The sequence below is a fragment of the Pannonibacter sp. genome (assembly GCF_051860505.1).
Lineage (GTDB): Bacteria > Pseudomonadota > Alphaproteobacteria > Rhizobiales > Stappiaceae > Pannonibacter.
Window position 1 is genome coordinate 1 of record NZ_JBHYDX010000023.1, and the last position, 16,789, is coordinate 16,789.

At 64.7% G+C, this 16,789-nt stretch carries 12 protein-coding genes and 1 CRISPR repeat array; of the genes, 3 read left to right on the plus strand and 9 right to left on the minus strand.

Annotation, left to right across the window (positions count from 1 at the left end; genetic code table 11):
• The 9 genes from ACTIFE_RS15585 to ACTIFE_RS15625 form a co-directional block, all read right to left on the minus strand.
• On the minus strand, positions 1-835 hold an 835-nt coding region (locus ACTIFE_RS15585), incomplete at its 3' end, for a cation:proton antiporter (protein WP_439530084.1).
• A gap of 82 nt (positions 836-917) precedes the next feature.
• The gene (locus ACTIFE_RS15590) at positions 918-1,544 is read right to left on the minus strand and encodes an FMN-dependent NADH-azoreductase (RefSeq protein WP_439530085.1); all 627 of its coding nucleotides are present in this window, start codon (positions 1,542-1,544) and stop codon (positions 918-920) included.
• 14 nt (positions 1,545-1,558) lie between these two features.
• Entirely contained in the window at positions 1,559-3,055 is a 1,497-nt protein-coding gene (locus ACTIFE_RS15595; protein ID WP_439530086.1) for an amidase family protein, read from the minus strand.
• Positions 3,052-4,887 carry an NAD(P)/FAD-dependent oxidoreductase gene (locus ACTIFE_RS15600; protein ID WP_439530087.1) on the minus strand — a complete coding sequence of 612 codons (1,836 nt, stop codon included), beginning with the start codon at positions 4,885-4,887 and terminating at the stop codon, positions 3,052-3,054. The genes ACTIFE_RS15595 and ACTIFE_RS15600 overlap by 4 nt, the downstream gene beginning before the upstream one ends.
• A complete protein-coding gene (locus ACTIFE_RS15605; protein WP_439530088.1) occupies positions 4,884-6,482 on the minus strand; it encodes an FAD-binding oxidoreductase in 1,599 nt (532 codons plus the stop codon). Before ACTIFE_RS15605 ends, ACTIFE_RS15600 begins: the two co-directional genes overlap by 4 nt.
• Before the next feature lie 8 nt (positions 6,483-6,490).
• Positions 6,491-7,360 (minus strand): class I SAM-dependent methyltransferase, encoded by an 870-nt coding sequence (locus tag ACTIFE_RS15610; RefSeq protein WP_439530089.1) that lies wholly within the window; start codon positions 7,358-7,360, stop codon positions 6,491-6,493.
• Positions 7,357-8,208, minus strand: a complete 852-nt coding sequence (locus tag ACTIFE_RS15615; protein ID WP_439530090.1) for a GNAT family N-acetyltransferase — start codon at positions 8,206-8,208, stop codon at positions 7,357-7,359. Before ACTIFE_RS15615 ends, ACTIFE_RS15610 begins: the two co-directional genes overlap by 4 nt.
• A gap of 76 nt (positions 8,209-8,284) precedes the next feature.
• The gene (locus tag ACTIFE_RS15620) at positions 8,285-9,016 is read right to left on the minus strand and encodes a HEAT repeat domain-containing protein (RefSeq protein WP_439530091.1); all 732 of its coding nucleotides are present in this window, start codon (positions 9,014-9,016) and stop codon (positions 8,285-8,287) included.
• Position 9,017: 1 nt separating this feature from the next.
• Entirely contained in the window at positions 9,018-10,388 is a 1,371-nt protein-coding gene (locus ACTIFE_RS15625; protein WP_439530092.1) for a hypothetical protein, read from the minus strand.
• A gap of 501 nt (positions 10,389-10,889) precedes the next feature.
• Here ACTIFE_RS15625 and ACTIFE_RS15630 point away from each other — a divergent pair.
• From ACTIFE_RS15630 to ACTIFE_RS15640, 3 genes are all read left to right on the plus strand, one after another.
• Positions 10,890-11,351, plus strand: a complete 462-nt coding sequence (locus ACTIFE_RS15630) for an Rrf2 family transcriptional regulator (RefSeq protein ID WP_439530093.1) — start codon at positions 10,890-10,892, stop codon at positions 11,349-11,351.
• A gap of 521 nt (positions 11,352-11,872) precedes the next feature.
• Positions 11,873-14,254: a CRISPR direct-repeat array (repeat unit 31 nt; unit sequence GTCGCCCCCTCACAGGGGCGCGGATCGAAAC).
• A gap of 305 nt (positions 14,255-14,559) precedes the next feature.
• Positions 14,560-15,954 (plus strand): MFS transporter, encoded by a 1,395-nt coding sequence (locus tag ACTIFE_RS15635; protein ID WP_439530148.1) that lies wholly within the window; start codon positions 14,560-14,562, stop codon positions 15,952-15,954.
• A 39-nt stretch (positions 15,955-15,993) separates the two neighbouring features.
• Complete coding sequence (locus tag ACTIFE_RS15640; protein ID WP_439530094.1) at positions 15,994-16,776, plus strand: hypothetical protein; 783 nt, start codon at positions 15,994-15,996, stop codon at positions 16,774-16,776.
• Positions 16,777-16,789: the final 13 nt, after the last annotated feature.

Consider the following 16,789-nt stretch of genomic DNA (forward strand, 5'->3'; position numbering starts at 1 on the left):
GCACCGTGCCGCGAAACGCATCCATCCGCTCAAGATTGTACCAGCGGCTGTCCAAAACAGAGCCGGACAGAAAGGCGCCGACCATGTAGTGCAGCCCGGCCCAGTCGGCAGCAAGACTGCAGGCAATCAACCAGATCAGCCCGAGGATCCAGCGGTCCCGCTCTCCGGAAGCGGCTATGATCCGGCGGGCGAGCAAGGCGGCTGGAATGAACATGATCAGAAAGCCGGCCTGCCGCGTTACCCTTTCCCAGTCGAGCAGGATCAAGGCCAGAACGGCCCAGATGGCCACGTCGTCAAGGCTTGCATAGCGCAGGATGCGCTGGCCAAGGTTTGCGCGCAGGATGTTCATATTTTCCATGAACAGGACCAGGATCGGCAGCGCTGTCACGGCGCAGGCCATGCCAATGCCGAGCAGCACTTGCCAATATGCCCCGCCCGGACCAATCCAGCCGTCGGTGGTGAGCAGCACAGCTGCCGCACCGGCGCCGAGCCCGAGCGGAACGATGAGCGCGAGCAAGGCAACCGTGCCGGTTTCCCGCCGCTTGGCCCAGGCTTCATGCAGGTCGAGCTCGATGCCGGCAACCCAGACGAACATCATCACGGCCCACCAGGCGATGCCATTGAGGGCCGTGATGACTTTCTCCGTGAAGACCAGCGTGTAGACATCCGGGAGAGCTGCGCCCAACACCCCGGGGCCGAGCAGGATGCCGCCGACGATCTGCACCACGACCAGCGGCGCCCAGCTGCGCTGGCCAAGCAGACGCCAGACCAGATATGGCACGGTGAAGATCACCAGAAGGGCCATGAGAAACAGTTCGGTGATCGGGATCTGCATATGCGGCTCCGGCGATGTGAAAAGATGCCGGGCATACCGCCCGGCATAAAGTGGCAGAACAGGCCTTTGTGGATTTGCGGGCCTACCAGTTCGGGCTGAGTGCGGCCAATTGGGCACGGGCGGAGGCAAGCGAAGCGGCCGCTGCATCCGGGCCGCCCCACATGTTGCCGGCCGAGACCGCGTCTGACTGGGTGACGCCCATGAAGCCGAAAACCTGGCGCAGATAGGGCGTCAGATGGTCGAACGGTGCTGTCGGCGTGCCGGGCTGGTACTCGCCCGCGCTGGACCAGACGATCATCAGCTTCTTGTCGGCAGACAGGAGCGGACCGAAGCCGGTGGCCGGATCAAAGGAAAAGGTCTTGCCGACACGGATGATCAGATCGACATAGGACTTCAGCGTCCAGGGCAGACCGAAATTGAACATCGGGGTGGCGATGACGATATGGCTGGCCGCATGCAGGTCGGCGATGGCCTGATCCGAAGCGGCAAGGCGCTGGACCTGCTCCGGGGTGCGCTCGGCCTCCGGCGTCATGTTGGCGGCGATCCAGGCGTCGTCCGGCCCTGCGATCACCTCCCGGCCGAGGGCGCGCCGGCGCAGCTCTGCGTCCGGATTTGCTTTGTGCCAGTCGGCGATGAACCCGTCGGCAAGGGCCGCGCTGGTCGATGCGACGCGGGGCGAAAAGCTCAGGGATAGCAAAGTCTTCTTCATGGAAGTGTCCTGTCTTAAGGGAAGATTTCCGTCCGCGCGAGGGCCAGGGCGGCAGACACAGCAAGGTGGTCGGCACCCGGGCATGCAATAATCTGGACGGCACGCGGCAAGCCCTCCGGCCCGAGGAGAACCGGGGCGATGGTGGCGGGATTGCCGAGTACGTTGAACACGGCGGTTGCGCCGATGTTGAAGGGATGGCGGAAGGCATGGCCATGGTGCGGTGCTGGTCCGGGCACCGGCGGGCACAGCAGCAATGCGTCGCCCGCCAGCACGTCGGCAAGCTCCGCTGACAGGTCGAGGCCCCGGTCACGCCAGCGCCGCCAGAGCCGGGGGCCCGTCGGATCGAGCCTTGCACTCCAGGCCAGCAGCAGCGCGGCGGTGGTATGTTCGCCGCGGCCGGTCATATGGCGGAAGGACTGGCGCAGCAGCGGCAGGCGGCAGCCGTCGCCAACGAGCTGTTCCATCGTCACGTCAGCGGCGCAGCGCAGGGTGCCCATCCAGATCCAGAACGCATCCTGCAGCAGGTCGGTCCGCACGGACTGCAAACGCGCGCCTGCCGCGTGCAGCAAGCCGGCGGCCTGTTCCACGGCTGCGATCTGGGCTGGGTCCGTCCGTTCGCAGCCGCTGATGGACGGGGCGGGCAGCACATGGACGATGCGCCCCTCCAGCTGTGCCGGAGTGGGCCAAGGCAGGCTGGAGGGAAGCGGAGCCTCCATGTCCGGATGTATTCCGTCGGGACCAGCCATCACCGACAGCATCGGCCAAAGGTCGGCTGCCTCGCGGCACATCGGTCCGGGGGCAAAGAAGCGTGCCAGCGGCGCCGCAGCCGCTGCGGGGCCCCGGTCCAGCGGCACATGCCCGGTCAGGGGCACCAGTCCAGCCGTCGGTTTATGCGCATAGAGGCCGCAATAGGCGGCGGGGATGCGCACCGAGCCGCCGCCATCCGTGCCGACGGCAACACTCACTGCGCCTGCTGCCACCAGGGCCGCATCGCCGCCCGAGCTGCCACCGGGTGTGCGTCTTGCGTCCAGCGGATGAACCGCGCGTCCTGTGATGCGGTTCACCGTTTCCGGCCACAGCGCCATCTCGGCCATGCTGCCGACACCGGCAATCACGGCGCCGGCCCTCCGCAGCCGCTGGACGACGGTGCCGTCCTCGTCAGCGATCCGGGCGCGGTGACGGAGCGCGCCCATCATCCACGGCGCGCCGGCAACCTTCAGGCCTTCCTTGACCGTGATCGGCACCCCGAGCAGCGGCTGGCGGACCAATGCCTCCGTGCCAAGCGTTCGGGCTGCGGCGTCGGCGGCCCGCGCGGCGCGGCGCGCCTGATCCGGAAGAAGGCCAGCCAGCGCGCCGAGCCGGGGTCCGACGTGGCCAAGACGCTGCAACGCCTGTTCGGTAAGGTCGCTGGCGAATGTTTCCTGCAGGGCGACCGCAACCGCAAGCGGTGCGGCCGCCCCCGTCTGAGCCGCAGGAGGCAGCAAGGGACCCGGCCGACTGGATGAGCTCATGCCGCAGCGTCCGCAGCAGGTTTGCGCATCAGTTGCGAAGCATGAGCATGGGGCTGTGCAGTGACGACGTCGTCGGCTGGCAGCCGCGGCATCAACTGCCGGGCCCGCTCAGCCGCCTGCCGGCGCTGGACAAGCCGCGACTGGGCCATGCCGATGTGCTTGTTCGGCGCAAAGAGAAAGGCATAAGGCGGCGAAAAGGGGCTCTGATGGGCCGGCTTCACTGATGCAGCCCGCTCATAGGTCCAGGGCAGGAGACCGATCATCGCGGAGCGAGCCAGGTCCCCGCCGGCCAGCAGCGTCTGCCCGATGGCGAGCAGCCAGTGCTTCGGCTTGCCGAGCGGCGCCAGCAGGGCCAGCGCCTTCATCCGCAAATACGCGCGCTTGCGGAAATAGCGACTGATCAGGCGGCCACGCGGAATGTCATCCGGCCGGTAGTAGCTGAAAGGCACCGTTGTCTCGTAGAGCGCCGGTGCCCTGCGGATCAGGTCCTGCGGGTCCGTCGTCATGGCAAGGGCGTCGAGCAGCTTGGGGAACGGATAGACCGGCGGCTGCATCCCACGCTCGTAGCGGGGCAGCAGCATCGAGACCTGCTTGGCGACGCCGGCATTGAGGAATGCGCCGCTCATGTAGTTCGGCACCACGAGGTGGAAATAGCCCATGTTGGCGACGATCAGCGTCCAGGCCATCTTCACCGGGTCATTCATGACCTCGTACCAGTTGCTCCACTGGTCCTGCAGGGCGAGCTGGGCCCGCAGGTGGCCCTCCAGTGCCTCGACATAGCAAGGGGTCAGCATGCCCTTGCGGGCCTTGCGGATCATGCCGGTGATCTGCGGGATCTGATGCGCCAGATAGGCAATGCCGGCGCTGTTGGCGGGGTCGAAGGTAAAGCCGGAATCGCCCAGCAGGAACCAGCGGCCCTTGCGGTCGTAGTAGCTGCTGGCTTCATACATGTAGTTGAAGTAGCGGCTGTCATCGAGCTTGCGACCGGTCTGGATCAGCGCTTTCAGCTGTGGGTGGTCGCGTTCCAGCACCTCGCAGAGCCGTTCAAAGCCCATGCGCTTCTCGCCCATCACTTCCGGCCGGTAGGTGATGCCGAAGCTCACCATGTCCTCGCCGGTGTCGCTGCGCATCGGGATGATCCAGATCCAGTAGCCCTGACCGTAGAAGTGATGCGTGACGTAGTAGGAGTCGAAGCAGTGCTGCTTCAGCTTGGCCAGTCGCAAGCCGTCGAGAATGCGCCGGTCGAAGCCCTGCAATCGGAACCAGTAGCTGCAGCGCTGGTAAGGCGGGTCCTGGTGCAGGCCGAACTGCTTGGTCAGGACACGCATGCGTCCCGAGCAGTCGATGACATGATCGGCTTCGATCTGCCGGGTCGAGCCATCGGCAAGCTGGACGTTGACCTGTTGCGGCGCTCCGGGCTGCTCGGACAGATCAACCCCGTGGACGCGGCCGGTGACACGGGTGACCAGCGGGTCGATCCTGGCGTCCAGTTCGGCATCAAAGCTGTGCCGGTTGAGATTGTAGGAGGGCAGGCGGATGATCCCGGGGGCCTCGTGCTGGATGTAGTCCGGTGTATCGGGCCCCTCGCCGGGTGGCAGGCGGAAGTAGTAGGTCAGGCCATATTTGTGCAGGTGATCTTCCTCGAGATGTTCCCCGAGGCCGAGTGCCTTCATGAACTGGGCCGTCACCTCGACGGTGGACTCGCCCACAACCGGCAGCCCTTCGGCCTCCGGGTCGATCACGGTAATGTCCGCGTCGGCCATGTCGCGGGCAAGGTACAGGGCTGCCATCTTGCCGGCGAGGCCACGGCCGATGATCGCGATACGGGTCATGCGAGGGTCTCCTGCAGAAGGGGGGCAAGGGCATCGGGTTCGGCGCGGCGGCGGTAGCGTCCGGGCGAGATGAGGCCGTCCGGGTCGATTGCGTTTTGGACCTTTTCGGCCATCTGCCAGTAGGCATCGTTCCCGGCGGTGGCCTCATCCATGAGGCCGCTGTGGAAGCGGTAGGGGGGAAACCCGAGCCGGCGGCCTTCGGCAATGAGCGCGCGCAGGCACGCCAGAGCCCTGTCGCTGTTCTCCCGGTCGCGCGGAAACAGCAGCGGCACCGTGCTGTCGAAGGCGGAAGCGGACAGGGTGGAAAAGGTGATCGGGGCGGCAAAACCATGGGCGTTGCAGATCTTGCTGACCATTTCGATGTAGCGCCGGGCGGCATTTCCCTCGATCGGAACGATCGGGGCGTACCACAAGAGGCCGCAACCATCGCGGGCCGGGTCCCGTCCGCTGTGCGGCATCGCCGCCGGCGCACCGCCATAGGCGAGCGCCAGGGCAAACTCGCCCGGGTGGCCTGCCAGCATGCGATAGGCAGCGCTGACGGGAGCAACGAGCGGGGCCAGAGATCGGCCGACAAGCGGCAGACGGGCAAGCGTCTCGGCAAGACGCAGGCGCGCGCCGTTGACGAAGGCCATCCGCGCGGCAACGGGCCTCAGCGCCCGGCGCAACACCTTGCGGCCGGCGCGCACGACAGAAGGGTCACCATAGACGACGCCGGTTCCGATCCAGGGCGCGCCTTTCAGGGCGGCATCTCCGGCGAGCGCACCGACCCTGGCCGCATTCATCAGGTTGATGCCGCCGATGGTAAGCCCGCTTCGGGTCAGGATCCTGCGCATGGTGTCGATGGTGCGCTCCAGATCGGCGTCGGCCTTGAGCCAGAACACGAACATCTCGACCGCCGCTGGCCGCGGCATGAGCTGCAATGTCAGGCTGGTGACGACGGCGCCGCCATTTTGGCTGAACAGCCCGTCGAGATAGGGCCCGCTCCCCCAGCGGTAGACGGCAGGCGAGGACTGCTCCGGGGAGGCTCTGAGAAACGGCGAGCGATACAGCGACCCGTCGGCAAGAACGGCGGTCAGCCCGAGCACGGCCTGAAAGTGGTCGGCAACCGGCGTCATGCCATAGCCACGTTCCAGCGCGTTGCCGACGAGGCTGCAGGCGGGGCCTGCACCGGTGGTCGGCACCATGAAATCCGCCTGCTGCTCGGCCAGAAAGGCCTCGAGCTGGCCCTGGGTGACGCCAGGCTCAACGGTGATCATGCCGAGGTCGGGATCAAAGTCGAGAATGCGTGCCATGCCGCTCAGGTCGAACAGCACCCGTGTTTCAGGGCTGGCGGCACGCGCGGTGCCATAACCCCAGTTGTGCCCGCTTGAGATCGGATGAATGCTCAAGCCTTCGCGCCGGGCCAGATCCAGCGCCGCCCGGATCTCGCCCTCGGTCTCAAGCTGCAGGACGAGAGGGGCTGCGGCAGGGCGCGCCCACTCCAGCGTGTCGTGACCGCGCGCGTCGGCACTGGCGGCATCGCCCAGACGGCCAGCTGTTCCGCTGGCGTGCACCGCCAGGCAAAACCGCTCCAGGGCCGTATCTGGCGATGGCAAGGGCCGCATCACAGCGGGAAGCCCAGACCGCCCAGCCGCAGGAACAGCCGCATCTGCGACAGCTCGGCACGGCGGTGCGCCGACAGCTGGCGCTGGGCGCGCGAAAAGGCATTGACCGCGCGCTGGCCCGCCGGACGGGTCGCCGGGGTGCAGGCAACCATCAGGAGCGGCGCGATCACGCTGCGATGCAGGGTGACGTCCATGCGGCCAAGGCGCAGGATTTCCTGGTCGAAGTCTTCCGGGGTGAAGGCGGCATAGAGGCTGGCGCGATAGTCCTGGCTGAGCGCGGGCGTCTCCGTGCGGGCGACCTTGCCGACGAAGATCTCGACTGCCTGACGGGAGCGCAGCCGTCCGAAGTCCATCAGATAGAGATGTCCGGCCGGCTTCAGAACGCGGCTGATCGCCTGGAAACACCGGGTCAGGCTGTCACGATCGGGCAGGTGGTGCAGCGCCATCGAGGACATGACGGCGTCGGCTTCATGCAGGCCAAAGTCGTCAAGGCGCGAGAAATCCGCTTCAAGATAGGTGACATTGCGCAAGCCGAGCAGCTCCGCCTGCTCACGCGCTGTGGCGAGCATCACGGGAGCCAGATCGATCCCGATGAAAGAAACATCCGGATTCCAGCTGGCAATCAGGTTCAAAAGGCGGCCTGATCCGCAGCCAAGGTCGATCACCCTGTTTCCCGGCGAAACGCGGGCGGAGACCTGCAAGGCGTTGTAAAGATACGGCCCGAACAGGGCGCCGCCTTCCTCGCCGCAGCTGGAATAGTCCTCCACCGTCTGCACGCCGTTCATGACCAGCTCGGTCTCCGGCGTGCGTGGCAACTGTTGGCGCGTGGTCATCTCGTGAAAGACGGCAAGGGGAAGGTCGAGTGTCATGCGGCACCGTCCAGGGTCAGGGAAAGGTCAGGGAAATGGCGGCGCAGGGCTGCCGCCTCGCGGTCCTCCATGGCCGTCGGACACAACGAAAACCGCCGCATCAGGCCACTGACCGCGCGGTCTTCCAGGGGGCCAGAGATGGCGACCGGCCGGCGAAAATCGGGATGTGCGGAGAAGTCGAAGCGGTCCGACGGCGCGCAGAAGAAGTCGTAGAAATCGAGCCCGGATCGCGCGTCGACGACCTGCCCGCGGTAGATGCGGTGAAAGCGCATCTGGACGCCGGGAATGTCGAGGCGCATGGGAAGGGACGCAGCCCCGCGCAGGCCCTCGTAAGTCTGCACGGGCCCGAGCGCACGGAACAGCAGGAGGTTCCTGTAGAAGAACCGGGCCGAGGGATGCACCGCGATCATGAGGTCATCGACATGCCGCCAGTATCGGGCCCAGCGGTACATCATGTTGTAAAGCATGATGGACAGGCCGGTCCGGCGCTGATCCGCGCGCACCGCGAGCGCCCCCACTTCCGCCACCTTGCGGAAGAGCTGGCGCACGCCGGCGACTTCCCTTGCGTGAACCTTCTCCATGGGAAGGCCGAGATCGGAATCCTCGATCAGCGAGAGCGTGGCGACAACCTGGTCGCCCTTTTTGGCGATAAAGGTCGTGGTCGATGGAAGCAGGCTGATGACCTGCAAGCGCATCTGACCTTTGGCAACGATGCCGCGCCGCACATAACTGTCCTCGAGCAGGGCAAAGGCCCCGGCCATCTCTTCTTCGGTCGAGACGATCTTGAAGGTCACATCCGGAAAGGAAATGTCGCTCGTACGGATGCGTCGCACTGCAAATAAACGCATAAGTTGTGGAGGCAGCAATGCGAAATGAGCATTCTTGAAGCGGCCGAGCCGGTCTTTCATGGCTTGTCTCCAACCACTATTTCAATGAGCGCAAGGCCCGAGTGGTGATCCGCCGCGTCGGCGGGCAATCGTTGGTGTCTGTGAGCCAGCGCCGGCACAGGGCCCTGACCCAGTCGGGTTGGTCCTTGGCGGCGTCGTTCAGCCAGTTGGCGACGGAATCCTGGGCGTATTTCTCGCTCTCGCGCCGCATCGGCTCCAGAAGCGGCAACCCTTTGGCCGGGTCCTCGCGCAGGGCGGAAATATGCTTGCACCAGACGCCGCGTGGCCGCAGCGCCTCTACGGCAAAGCGCCGGATGTTGACATCCGGATCGCCGGTCCATGGTGTGAGCGCGGCAATCGACTGGTCGAGATCGCGCACCAGCCGCGGCCGAACCGCCAGCCAGGCCCATTCCCGGACACCGAAATGCCCGTCCGCTGCAAAGGGACGGACCATTGCCAGCACGTCGGCGACAGGGGCTTCCTCATGCAGCCTTGCCAGGCCAAACAGGGCGAGCCCACGGACGGTATCGCTCCGATGGTCGATCCAGGCGGAGAGAACCTCGGCGCCGCAGTGATCGAGCAACGCGCCGCCACACAATGCCATGCGCCGGGAAATGCCTTCCTTTTCAAAAGCTGCCAGCCCGGCGCCAGGGGCGAGCGTTTCCATCAGCATGCGGAAGTCGATCGCCAGGATTTCGGCAAGATTGGACGAGGCAATGTCGCCGCGCGACAGGGCCGCCTTGCGGTCTTCGTCGATAGCCGCAGCCATGTCAGCCAACCCAGCTGCTGCTGAGATCAAGGTCCGTGCTGGCGACGCCGACAAGGCGCAGGCTGCCGTCCGACCAGGCAATCAACGTGTCGCGGCCATCGATGCGGATGTCCACCGGGCCCACATCGAAGGCGAGGGTGTCCCGGCGCAGGTCAAACCCCATCAGCTGGTCATGGCCGCCGCTGCCCGCACCGAAGCGGAACACGTCACGGCCGCTCCCGGCATAATAAACATCATCACCGGCACCGCCGTTGACCACGTAGCCGGCGTTGCCGAGGAAGACGGTGTCATTGCCACTGCCTGTGTCGATCACGCCGAAAACCTGAGCGCCCTTGTCGATGCGGATCACGTCGTTGCCCGCACCCGTCAGGATGTCGCCGAAGATCTTGGTTCCGCTTCTCACCAGAATGCTGTCGCTGCTTGCCCCCGTCGAGATGGCTGCACCGCTGCCGCCCTTGACCACGCCAGCGACGTCGATGGCAGTGGTCGCGAAATCGCCCGTGACGATGATCCCGCCGGTCCCGCCCTCCAGAACGCCCCGCTGGTGAATGATCGCCTGGCCGATCCCGTCACTGCCGTCGATGTCGCGGACATTGAGGCCGATGCCGCCCGCGTCGATGCGGCCGGTGTTGCGGATCGCGATGGTTCCTTGCGCTTCCGCGCGGATGCCGTCGCCGCTGGTGCAAAGGGAGCCGCTGTTGGTGATCGTGACATTCGAGCCTGCCAAGGCCGCAACACGGTCGCCGGAAAAGGTGAGGTCGACGCGGGCTGTCGCCAGAATGCCGTCAACATGATCGCCGCCCGTCATCACGCTCGCCGTGTTGGTGACGAAGCTGTTCTCGCGCCCCTCGACCATGATGGCGCACTCGCCGCCGCCAGCCTCGATCCGCCCGCTGGTGACGGAATGGGCATCGCTGGAGGCTGCCTGGGTGCGCAGGGCAAATCCTCTTTCTGAAACCATTCGGCCCGATGCGGTGACATAGGCATCAGCAAGGGCGGAAAAGGCGCCAATCGTCCCTCCTCCTTCGATCTGAGCATGGACCGAGCCTGAGAAGGTGACGCGGGCATCGCCGATGACGGAGCCAGCGGCAATGAGCTCATCCACCGGTCCGCTCGGTTGTGGCTTGCCGGGCGGTACCGGCACGGGCAGGGTGACAACAGCTCCGGCGCGGGCCGTGCTGCTGATCGTGCCAGTGACGTTCACGGTTGCGCTTTCGAAGGAAACGGCGGCAACGGCGAGGGCGGCGGGGGCATCAATCGACATGCTGCCGCGAAAGATGAGGGTCGTGGCGGTTTCATAGGTTCCGCCGAATCCCCAGACCAGAGAATTCGACTTGTAGTTGAAATTTCCGGTGCGATAATAGGTGGTCATTGGCGTCACTGACCTTAAAAATAATGGCTACACTATCCGTTCCTATTACCGATCCGTTAATCCGTCAAGCGAGCGACGGCGTTGCAGGCGGCACTGCTGTCGCGGTTGAAAGTTCAGACTCTGGATCGGTGATGATAAAATTGGATCATGTGTCCGAAGTATATATTCAAGATCAAAAAAAAATTAATAGAAGCAGTCTGTATGAAGTTCATTTTAAAGCAATATAATTTTTTTGATATATTTAGCGTGCTTATTTTACTTTTGAATATTTGGTAATTTAATGGAGGTAGCTGAGGGCAATTGACTTTTAAACAGTGTGGAAGCGCGTGAAAAAATTCTGACATCGCTTTCCCTGTTTAGGCTCGGTTGAAATGAAATTTCAGGTTGTAATTGCCTGTTTAACCATCAATCCCTGTTAAAATTGCCACAGCTGTTGGATATCGGTCTCAGCTGGTAATGTCCCGACCCAGGTGTTTTCGTATTCAGGAAGGGCAAAACTCAATGGTTGCAAAGGACGCGTCGACAGGCGGGGTTGATCAGCGCTTTTCGGTCGCAGTACATGCCATGTGCGTCCTGACTTTCCGCTCGCCTGACCTGTCCAATGCAGTTTTTGTCGGTGATAATATTTCGGTCAATCCGCTCATCGTGAAGCGGATCATCGGATCGATGGTGAAGGCCGGTCTTGCCGAAGCCGTTCTGGGCGCGCGCGGTGGCTATCGACTTGCCCGCCCGGCTGATCAGGTGACGCTCTGGGACATCTATTTCGCGGTGCAGGGGTCCGGGCCGTTCCGCAAGCGCCACGGAATGCCGGAATCCAACTGTGACGAGGGCCGGGCCATCGACCGTGTTGTTTATGACCTTTACACCGATCTTGATCTTGTCGTCGAGACGCGGCTGAAACAGGTTACCCTGGCGCATATCCTGCAATGCGCCATGAAGGGCGGGCGCCTCCAACTCGCCTGACCCCGGAGGCTGCCAGTCTGTCGCCGACCCTGAAGGTTTTGCCGTCCTGCGCGCTGGGGAGGGCGGCGGGTTCGCAGTGCTCCTGCGCTCGGTCTTCAATCCGAGGCTCACGGCGCGCCGGATTGCCAGCCGCAAGGCTGTTCGGGTGCAGTCTTGTCAGCTCTCGGATTGCAGGTTGAGCCTCGGGTTCCAAAACGCATGAATGCGGGATCAAGCCGTGTCATGCCGTTTCGGCGGCGGGCCGCATTGAAGCAGGCTGGCAGCTTTTCCCTGTCCGGTTTCGGCAGACGGCGACGCCGGAACCCGCCTTTGCCTGCACATGCGGGGCCATCGCGGTCAGACCGCGCGAACCTCAAGCGTGCCCGCAAACCCCGGCCGGTTCGCGCTTGCATCAGCCCTTTGAAAACTCAGAAGGATTTCAAACCCGCCCTGCGTATGATCACGCCGCAGGCAGCGCCAGCGCGACCGTTCGCGCATGCGTCCCGATTTGCATTTGCCGTGCAACCTGTTACGACCACACCGTCGCCCCCTCACAGGGGCGCGGATCGAAACTGCACCAGTCTGAGAGCCGTAACGGCTACGAAGAGTCGCCCCCTCACAGGGGCGCGGATCGAAACCTTTATCTTAGGATAGCCGTTGACTCATCCCACCAGGTCGCCCCCTCACAGGGGCGCGGATCGAAACTTCTGAAGACACAACATTACTTGATCCGGCTGAAGGTCGCCCCCTCACAGGGGCGCGGATCGAAACCGTCATCGCGGCGCGGCTCTGGTCCCGCTCGACGTTGTCGCCCCCTCACAGGGGCGCGGATCGAAACGCTTACAAGACCTGCCGTGACTGAAATGCGCGCTGTCGCCCCCTCACAGGGGCGCGGATCGAAACGGCTTCTCGGGCATCTATGACCCGGACGAAGTGGGTCGCCCCCTCACAGGGGCGCGGATCGAAACGCCGGGAAATGGACGAGCTGCGCAAGCATGTCACGGTCGCCCCCTCACAGGGGCGCGGATCGAAACGAGGGCAAGCCGTTCCGGCTGCATCCGAGCCAACAGTCGCCCCCTCACAGGGGCGCGGATCGAAACATGGTCAACGCTCTGGTAGAGGCTGATCCGGGAGTCGCCCCCTCACAGGGGCGCGGATCGAAACTCGCTCTCGATCCAGCCGCCGACAGTTCCCTCCTGTCGCCCCCTCACAGGGGCGCGGATCGAAACCCTATTGCCCCGAGACATCACCCGCTGATAGGTAGTCGCCCCCTCACAGGGGCGCGGATCGAAACCGTGCCTCGGGCGACAGTGGTCATCACCTCACCGTCGCCCCCTCACAGGGGCGCGGATCGAAACATCGCTGCTCACGGGGCCGCACACAATTGACGTGAGTCGCCCCCTCACAGGGGCGCGGATCGAAACGTGTCTCCCGCACTGTCATCACGGAGATGAAGCAGTCGCCCCCTCACAGGGGCGCGGATCGAAACTGTCTAAAAATTGAACTTCATCAATCAATAGGTGTCGCCCCCTCACAGGGGCGCGGATCGAAACACCCCGTTCGGGGCGCGGAGCCTTTTGACGCTGGTCGCCCCCTCACAGGGGCGCGGATCGAAACTCTCTCAAGCCCGGAATGACCGGGACCAACTGGACCGTCGCCCCCTCACAGGGGCGCGGATCGAAACTGCTCGAGCACCAGGACATCACCAGCCGTGCGCGTCGCCCCCTCACAGGGGCGCGGATCGAAACCAGTGCCCCGGATGCGGGCTCGCCGACATAGGCCCGGTCGCCCCCTCACAGGGGCGCGGATCGAAACGAGCCGTGTCGGCGCGGGCGCGGACGTCAAGGTCTGTCGCCCCCTCACAGGGGCGCGGATCGAAACCTGGCACGCCAGTAGGCTTGGGCACCCCACCGGCCCGTCGCCCCCTCACAGGGGCGCGGATCGAAACATCACATCCCGACAGACGACGTGTCCGCCGCCGAGTCGCCCCCTCACAGGGGCGCGGATCGAAACAGGTCGAGAGCGGCGGCAAAATCTATGCCGAGGTCGTCGCCCCCTCACAGGGGCGCGGATCGAAACCAAAATGGGCTGGGCAAGGGCGATCATCGTTGCGTCGCCCCCTCACAGGGGCGCGGATCGAAACAGTAACAACCGCCCCATTGGTGGTTCCGATGAGATCGTCGCCCCCTCACAGGGGCGCGGATCGAAACCGCTGTCCGTGTAAAATTCCTCCCCGTGCTGGTCGTCGCCCCCTCACAGGGGCGCGGATCGAAACGCATTGGAAGAAACAACAAGGGGCATGGCATGTTGTCGCCCCCTCACAGGGGCGCGGATCGAAACACCAACACCACGACCACCGGCCTTGTCCGCATCGGTCGCCCCCTCACAGGGGCGCGGATCGAAACGGCAGCGGCCATTGATGATGGTTGCAGACAGTCGGTCGCCCCCTCACAGGGGCGCGGATCGAAACAATGATGCCGCGGACTGTTGCCGACACCTGGGCGTCGCCCCCTCACAGGGGCGCGGATCGAAACCATCGGTGGCCGATCAGACACGCGCAACGTGGTGGTCGCCCCCTCACAGGGGCGCGGATCGAAACCGTTGCTGTGCTGACAACCGGCTTCAACGCGCCACGTCGCCCCCTCACAGGGGCGCGGATCGAAACGAAGTCAGGGGCAGCTTGCCAAGCTCCTAGGCGTGTCGCCCCCTCACAGGGGCGCGGATCGAAACATGCCTGCTACATCCTGCCAGGCTGTCGCGGTGGTCGCCCCCTCACAGGGGCGCGGATCGAAACGGTGCCCCACCGGTGATCCACTTGCTCGCAAATGGTCGCCCCCTCACAGGGGCGCGGATCGAAACCGCGACAATGACTGGGACAACCCCCAGGCGCTGGGTCGCCCCCTCACAGGGGCGCGGATCGAAACATCGCGCCGAACGGCAAGTTTGATGACGGCCGGATGTCGCCTCCGCACTGGCGCGCGGTTTGACGCGCGGAGTGAAAGGGCAGCGCCAGTGATCACGGCCGATTGCGGCTGGCGGAAATCAGAGATGCGTCCGACGCGCCTTCTGAGGCGGCGCGCAGGGAGCTAGGGTTGCAACCAGTGAGTTCCATGGATGGACCCTGGTTTTGACCCAAGCTGCGAATGCGCCTGATACCAATGCGCCCGATGCCCGTGAGACGCCCGCTGACGGCCCTGTCACCACAGGCGAAGGTGCGGCCCCGAACTACATCCTGCCGCTGGTGGCGCTTGCCCTGTCCGTTCTCTTGTCCTCGCTCGGCATCAGCAGTCCGAATGTCGCGTTGCCGGAGTTGGCGGTTGCCTTCTCGGCGAAGCTTCAGGCGGTGCAATGGGTGATCATCGCCTATCTTCTTGCCGTCACGGTGCTGATCGTCAGCGCTGGACGGCTGGGTGATCTTTATGGTCACCGCCGGGTGCTGGTTGGCGGACTGGTGGTGTTCTCGCTGGCCTCGCTCGTCTGCGGCCTTGCGCCGAACCTTCCCGTTCTGATTGGTGCGCGGGCGCTGCAGGGAGCCGGGGCGTCGGTGCTGATGGCGCTCACCGTCGCGATGGTGCGCGACACGGTGCCGAAGGACAAGACGGGCAGTGCCATGGGACTGCTCGGCACCATGTCGGCGATCGGAACGGCGCTCGGGCCTTCGCTGGGCGGCCTGCTGGTCGCCGGGCCCGGCTGGCCGGCAATCTTCCTTGTCATGGTGCCTCTGGGGGGGCTGGCGGCGCTGCTGGCCTTGCGGTTCCTTCCCGCCGATCGTCCGCGCGAGGCCGGCGAGGGCTTCGATCCGCTCGGCACGCTGCTCCTCGCCCTGGCCCTTGGTGCCTATGCGCTTGCCGTGACGGGCGGCGGCGGTGCGCTCACCGGGCTCACGCCGGCGCTGATCCTGGTGGCCGTCGTTGGCTTCGGGCTGTTTCTTTTTGCAGAGACGGCGGTGCGCTCGCCGCTGGTGTCGCTGCCGGCCCTGCGTGAACCGCGCCTTGCGGCCAGCCTGGTCATGAACATCCTCGTCTCCACGGTGATGATGGCGACGCTGGTGGTCGGCCCGTTCTTTCTCGCCATTGGCCTTGGCCTGTCGGTTGCCGCTGTGGGGCTGGTTCTGTCGGTCGGCCCGCTGGTCTCCACCCTCAGTGGCATTCCGGCCGGGCGGATCGTCGACCGGTTCGGGGCCAATGCAATTGTCGTGGCCGGTCTAGTCCAGATGATGGTGGGGGCGCTGGCGCTTGCCTTTGCGCCGGTCGCCTTCGGGCTGCCCGGCTATGTGGTCGCCATCGCGCTGCTGACCCCGGGCTATCAGCTGTTCCAGGCGGCGAACAACACGGCCGTGATGATGAATGTCGAGGCCGGCCGACGCGGCGTCATCTCCGGACTGCTCAGCCTGTCGCGCAACCTTGGCCTCATCACGGGCGCTTCGCTAATGGGAGTGGTTTTTGCCCTCGCCGTCGGAACGCCGGATGTGGCCGCCGCCACGCCCGATGCCGCCGGTTTCGGCCTCACCGTTACATTCTGCGTGGCGGCCGTGATGGTGCTTCTGGCGATTGTGGCCGCAGTGGCTGGCGGCCTTGCGGGGCGGCCGAGGCGCGGGGCCATCCAACCCAAGGCTGGTGGGTAAAGGTGTTTTGTCCAGCCTCACACAAAGCGGGAGCCACGCATGACGAAACTGGTCCTTTCGGAAAAGCAGGGGCTGCATGAGCAGTTCGGCGAAGACGCAGAAATCGGCGGTGATCACTACCGGGCCTGGGTTGGCCCCCCGAACTACTACGACCTGATCGGCGTCACCCAGTTCAACCTTCTGACGCTGATGGGCATGCGCGAGACCAACACGCTGCTGGACATCGGCTGCGGCTCGCTGCGCGGCGGCCGTTTCGCGATCATGTACCTGCGTCCCGGCAAGTACTTCGGCATCGATCCGGAGGACTGGGCGGTTCAGGATGGCCTGCAGAGCCATTTCGGCGAGGAGTTTGCCAATCGCAAGCGCCCGACCTTCATCAAGAACAGCGACTTCGAGTTCACCCGGTTCGAGCGCAAGTTCGACTTCCTGATGGCCCATTCCATCTTCACCCACGCGCCCACCTGGCAGATCAAGCTCTGCCTTCAGGAGGCGGCCAAGGTGATGGTGCCGCAGTCGATCTTCCTCGCCACCTTCTTCGAAAGCCTGGATGGAACCGACTACACCGGCAACGACTGGCTCTATCCGGATATCGTTCGCTACCGCAAGGAAACGATCAGCGCGATTGCCGACGAGGCGGGCGTCGAATGCCAGCATTTCGACTGGCCGCATCCATTCAACCAGAAATGGATCGCGGTGACGCAGAAGGGCAGCCGCCCGGATATCGCCAAGCTGCTCGGCGGCTGGATCTATTCCTACGAGGCAACGCTGGAACGCCGCGCCACCAACACCACCTGGCCGACCTCCGCCACCGACAAGGCCTGATCGTGTATTCGCG

What these genes read in the sequence shown, in the direction of transcription:
- ACTIFE_RS15590 (WP_439530085.1), bottom strand. Translation starts at nt 1,544, where the DNA reads ATGAAGAAGACTTTGCTATCCCTGAGCTTTTCGCCCCGCGTCGCATCG.
- ACTIFE_RS15595 (WP_439530086.1), bottom strand. Translation starts at nt 3,055, where the DNA reads ATGAGCTCATCCAGTCGGCCGGGTCCCTTGCTGCCTCCTGCGGCTCAG.
- ACTIFE_RS15600 (WP_439530087.1), bottom strand. Translation starts at nt 4,887, where the DNA reads ATGACCCGTATCGCGATCATCGGCCGTGGCCTCGCCGGCAAGATGGCA.
- ACTIFE_RS15610 (WP_439530089.1), bottom strand. Translation starts at nt 7,360, where the DNA reads ATGACACTCGACCTTCCCCTTGCCGTCTTTCACGAGATGACCACGCGC.
- ACTIFE_RS15615 (WP_439530090.1), bottom strand. Translation starts at nt 8,208, where the DNA reads ATGCGTTTATTTGCAGTGCGACGCATCCGTACGAGCGACATTTCCTTT.
- ACTIFE_RS15620 (WP_439530091.1), bottom strand. Translation starts at nt 9,016, where the DNA reads ATGGCTGCGGCTATCGACGAAGACCGCAAGGCGGCCCTGTCGCGCGGC.
- ACTIFE_RS15625 (WP_439530092.1), bottom strand. Translation starts at nt 10,388, where the DNA reads ATGACCACCTATTATCGCACCGGAAATTTCAACTACAAGTCGAATTCT.
- ACTIFE_RS15630 (WP_439530093.1), top strand. Translation starts at nt 10,890, where the DNA reads ATGGTTGCAAAGGACGCGTCGACAGGCGGGGTTGATCAGCGCTTTTCG.
- ACTIFE_RS15640 (WP_439530094.1), top strand. Translation starts at nt 15,994, where the DNA reads ATGACGAAACTGGTCCTTTCGGAAAAGCAGGGGCTGCATGAGCAGTTC.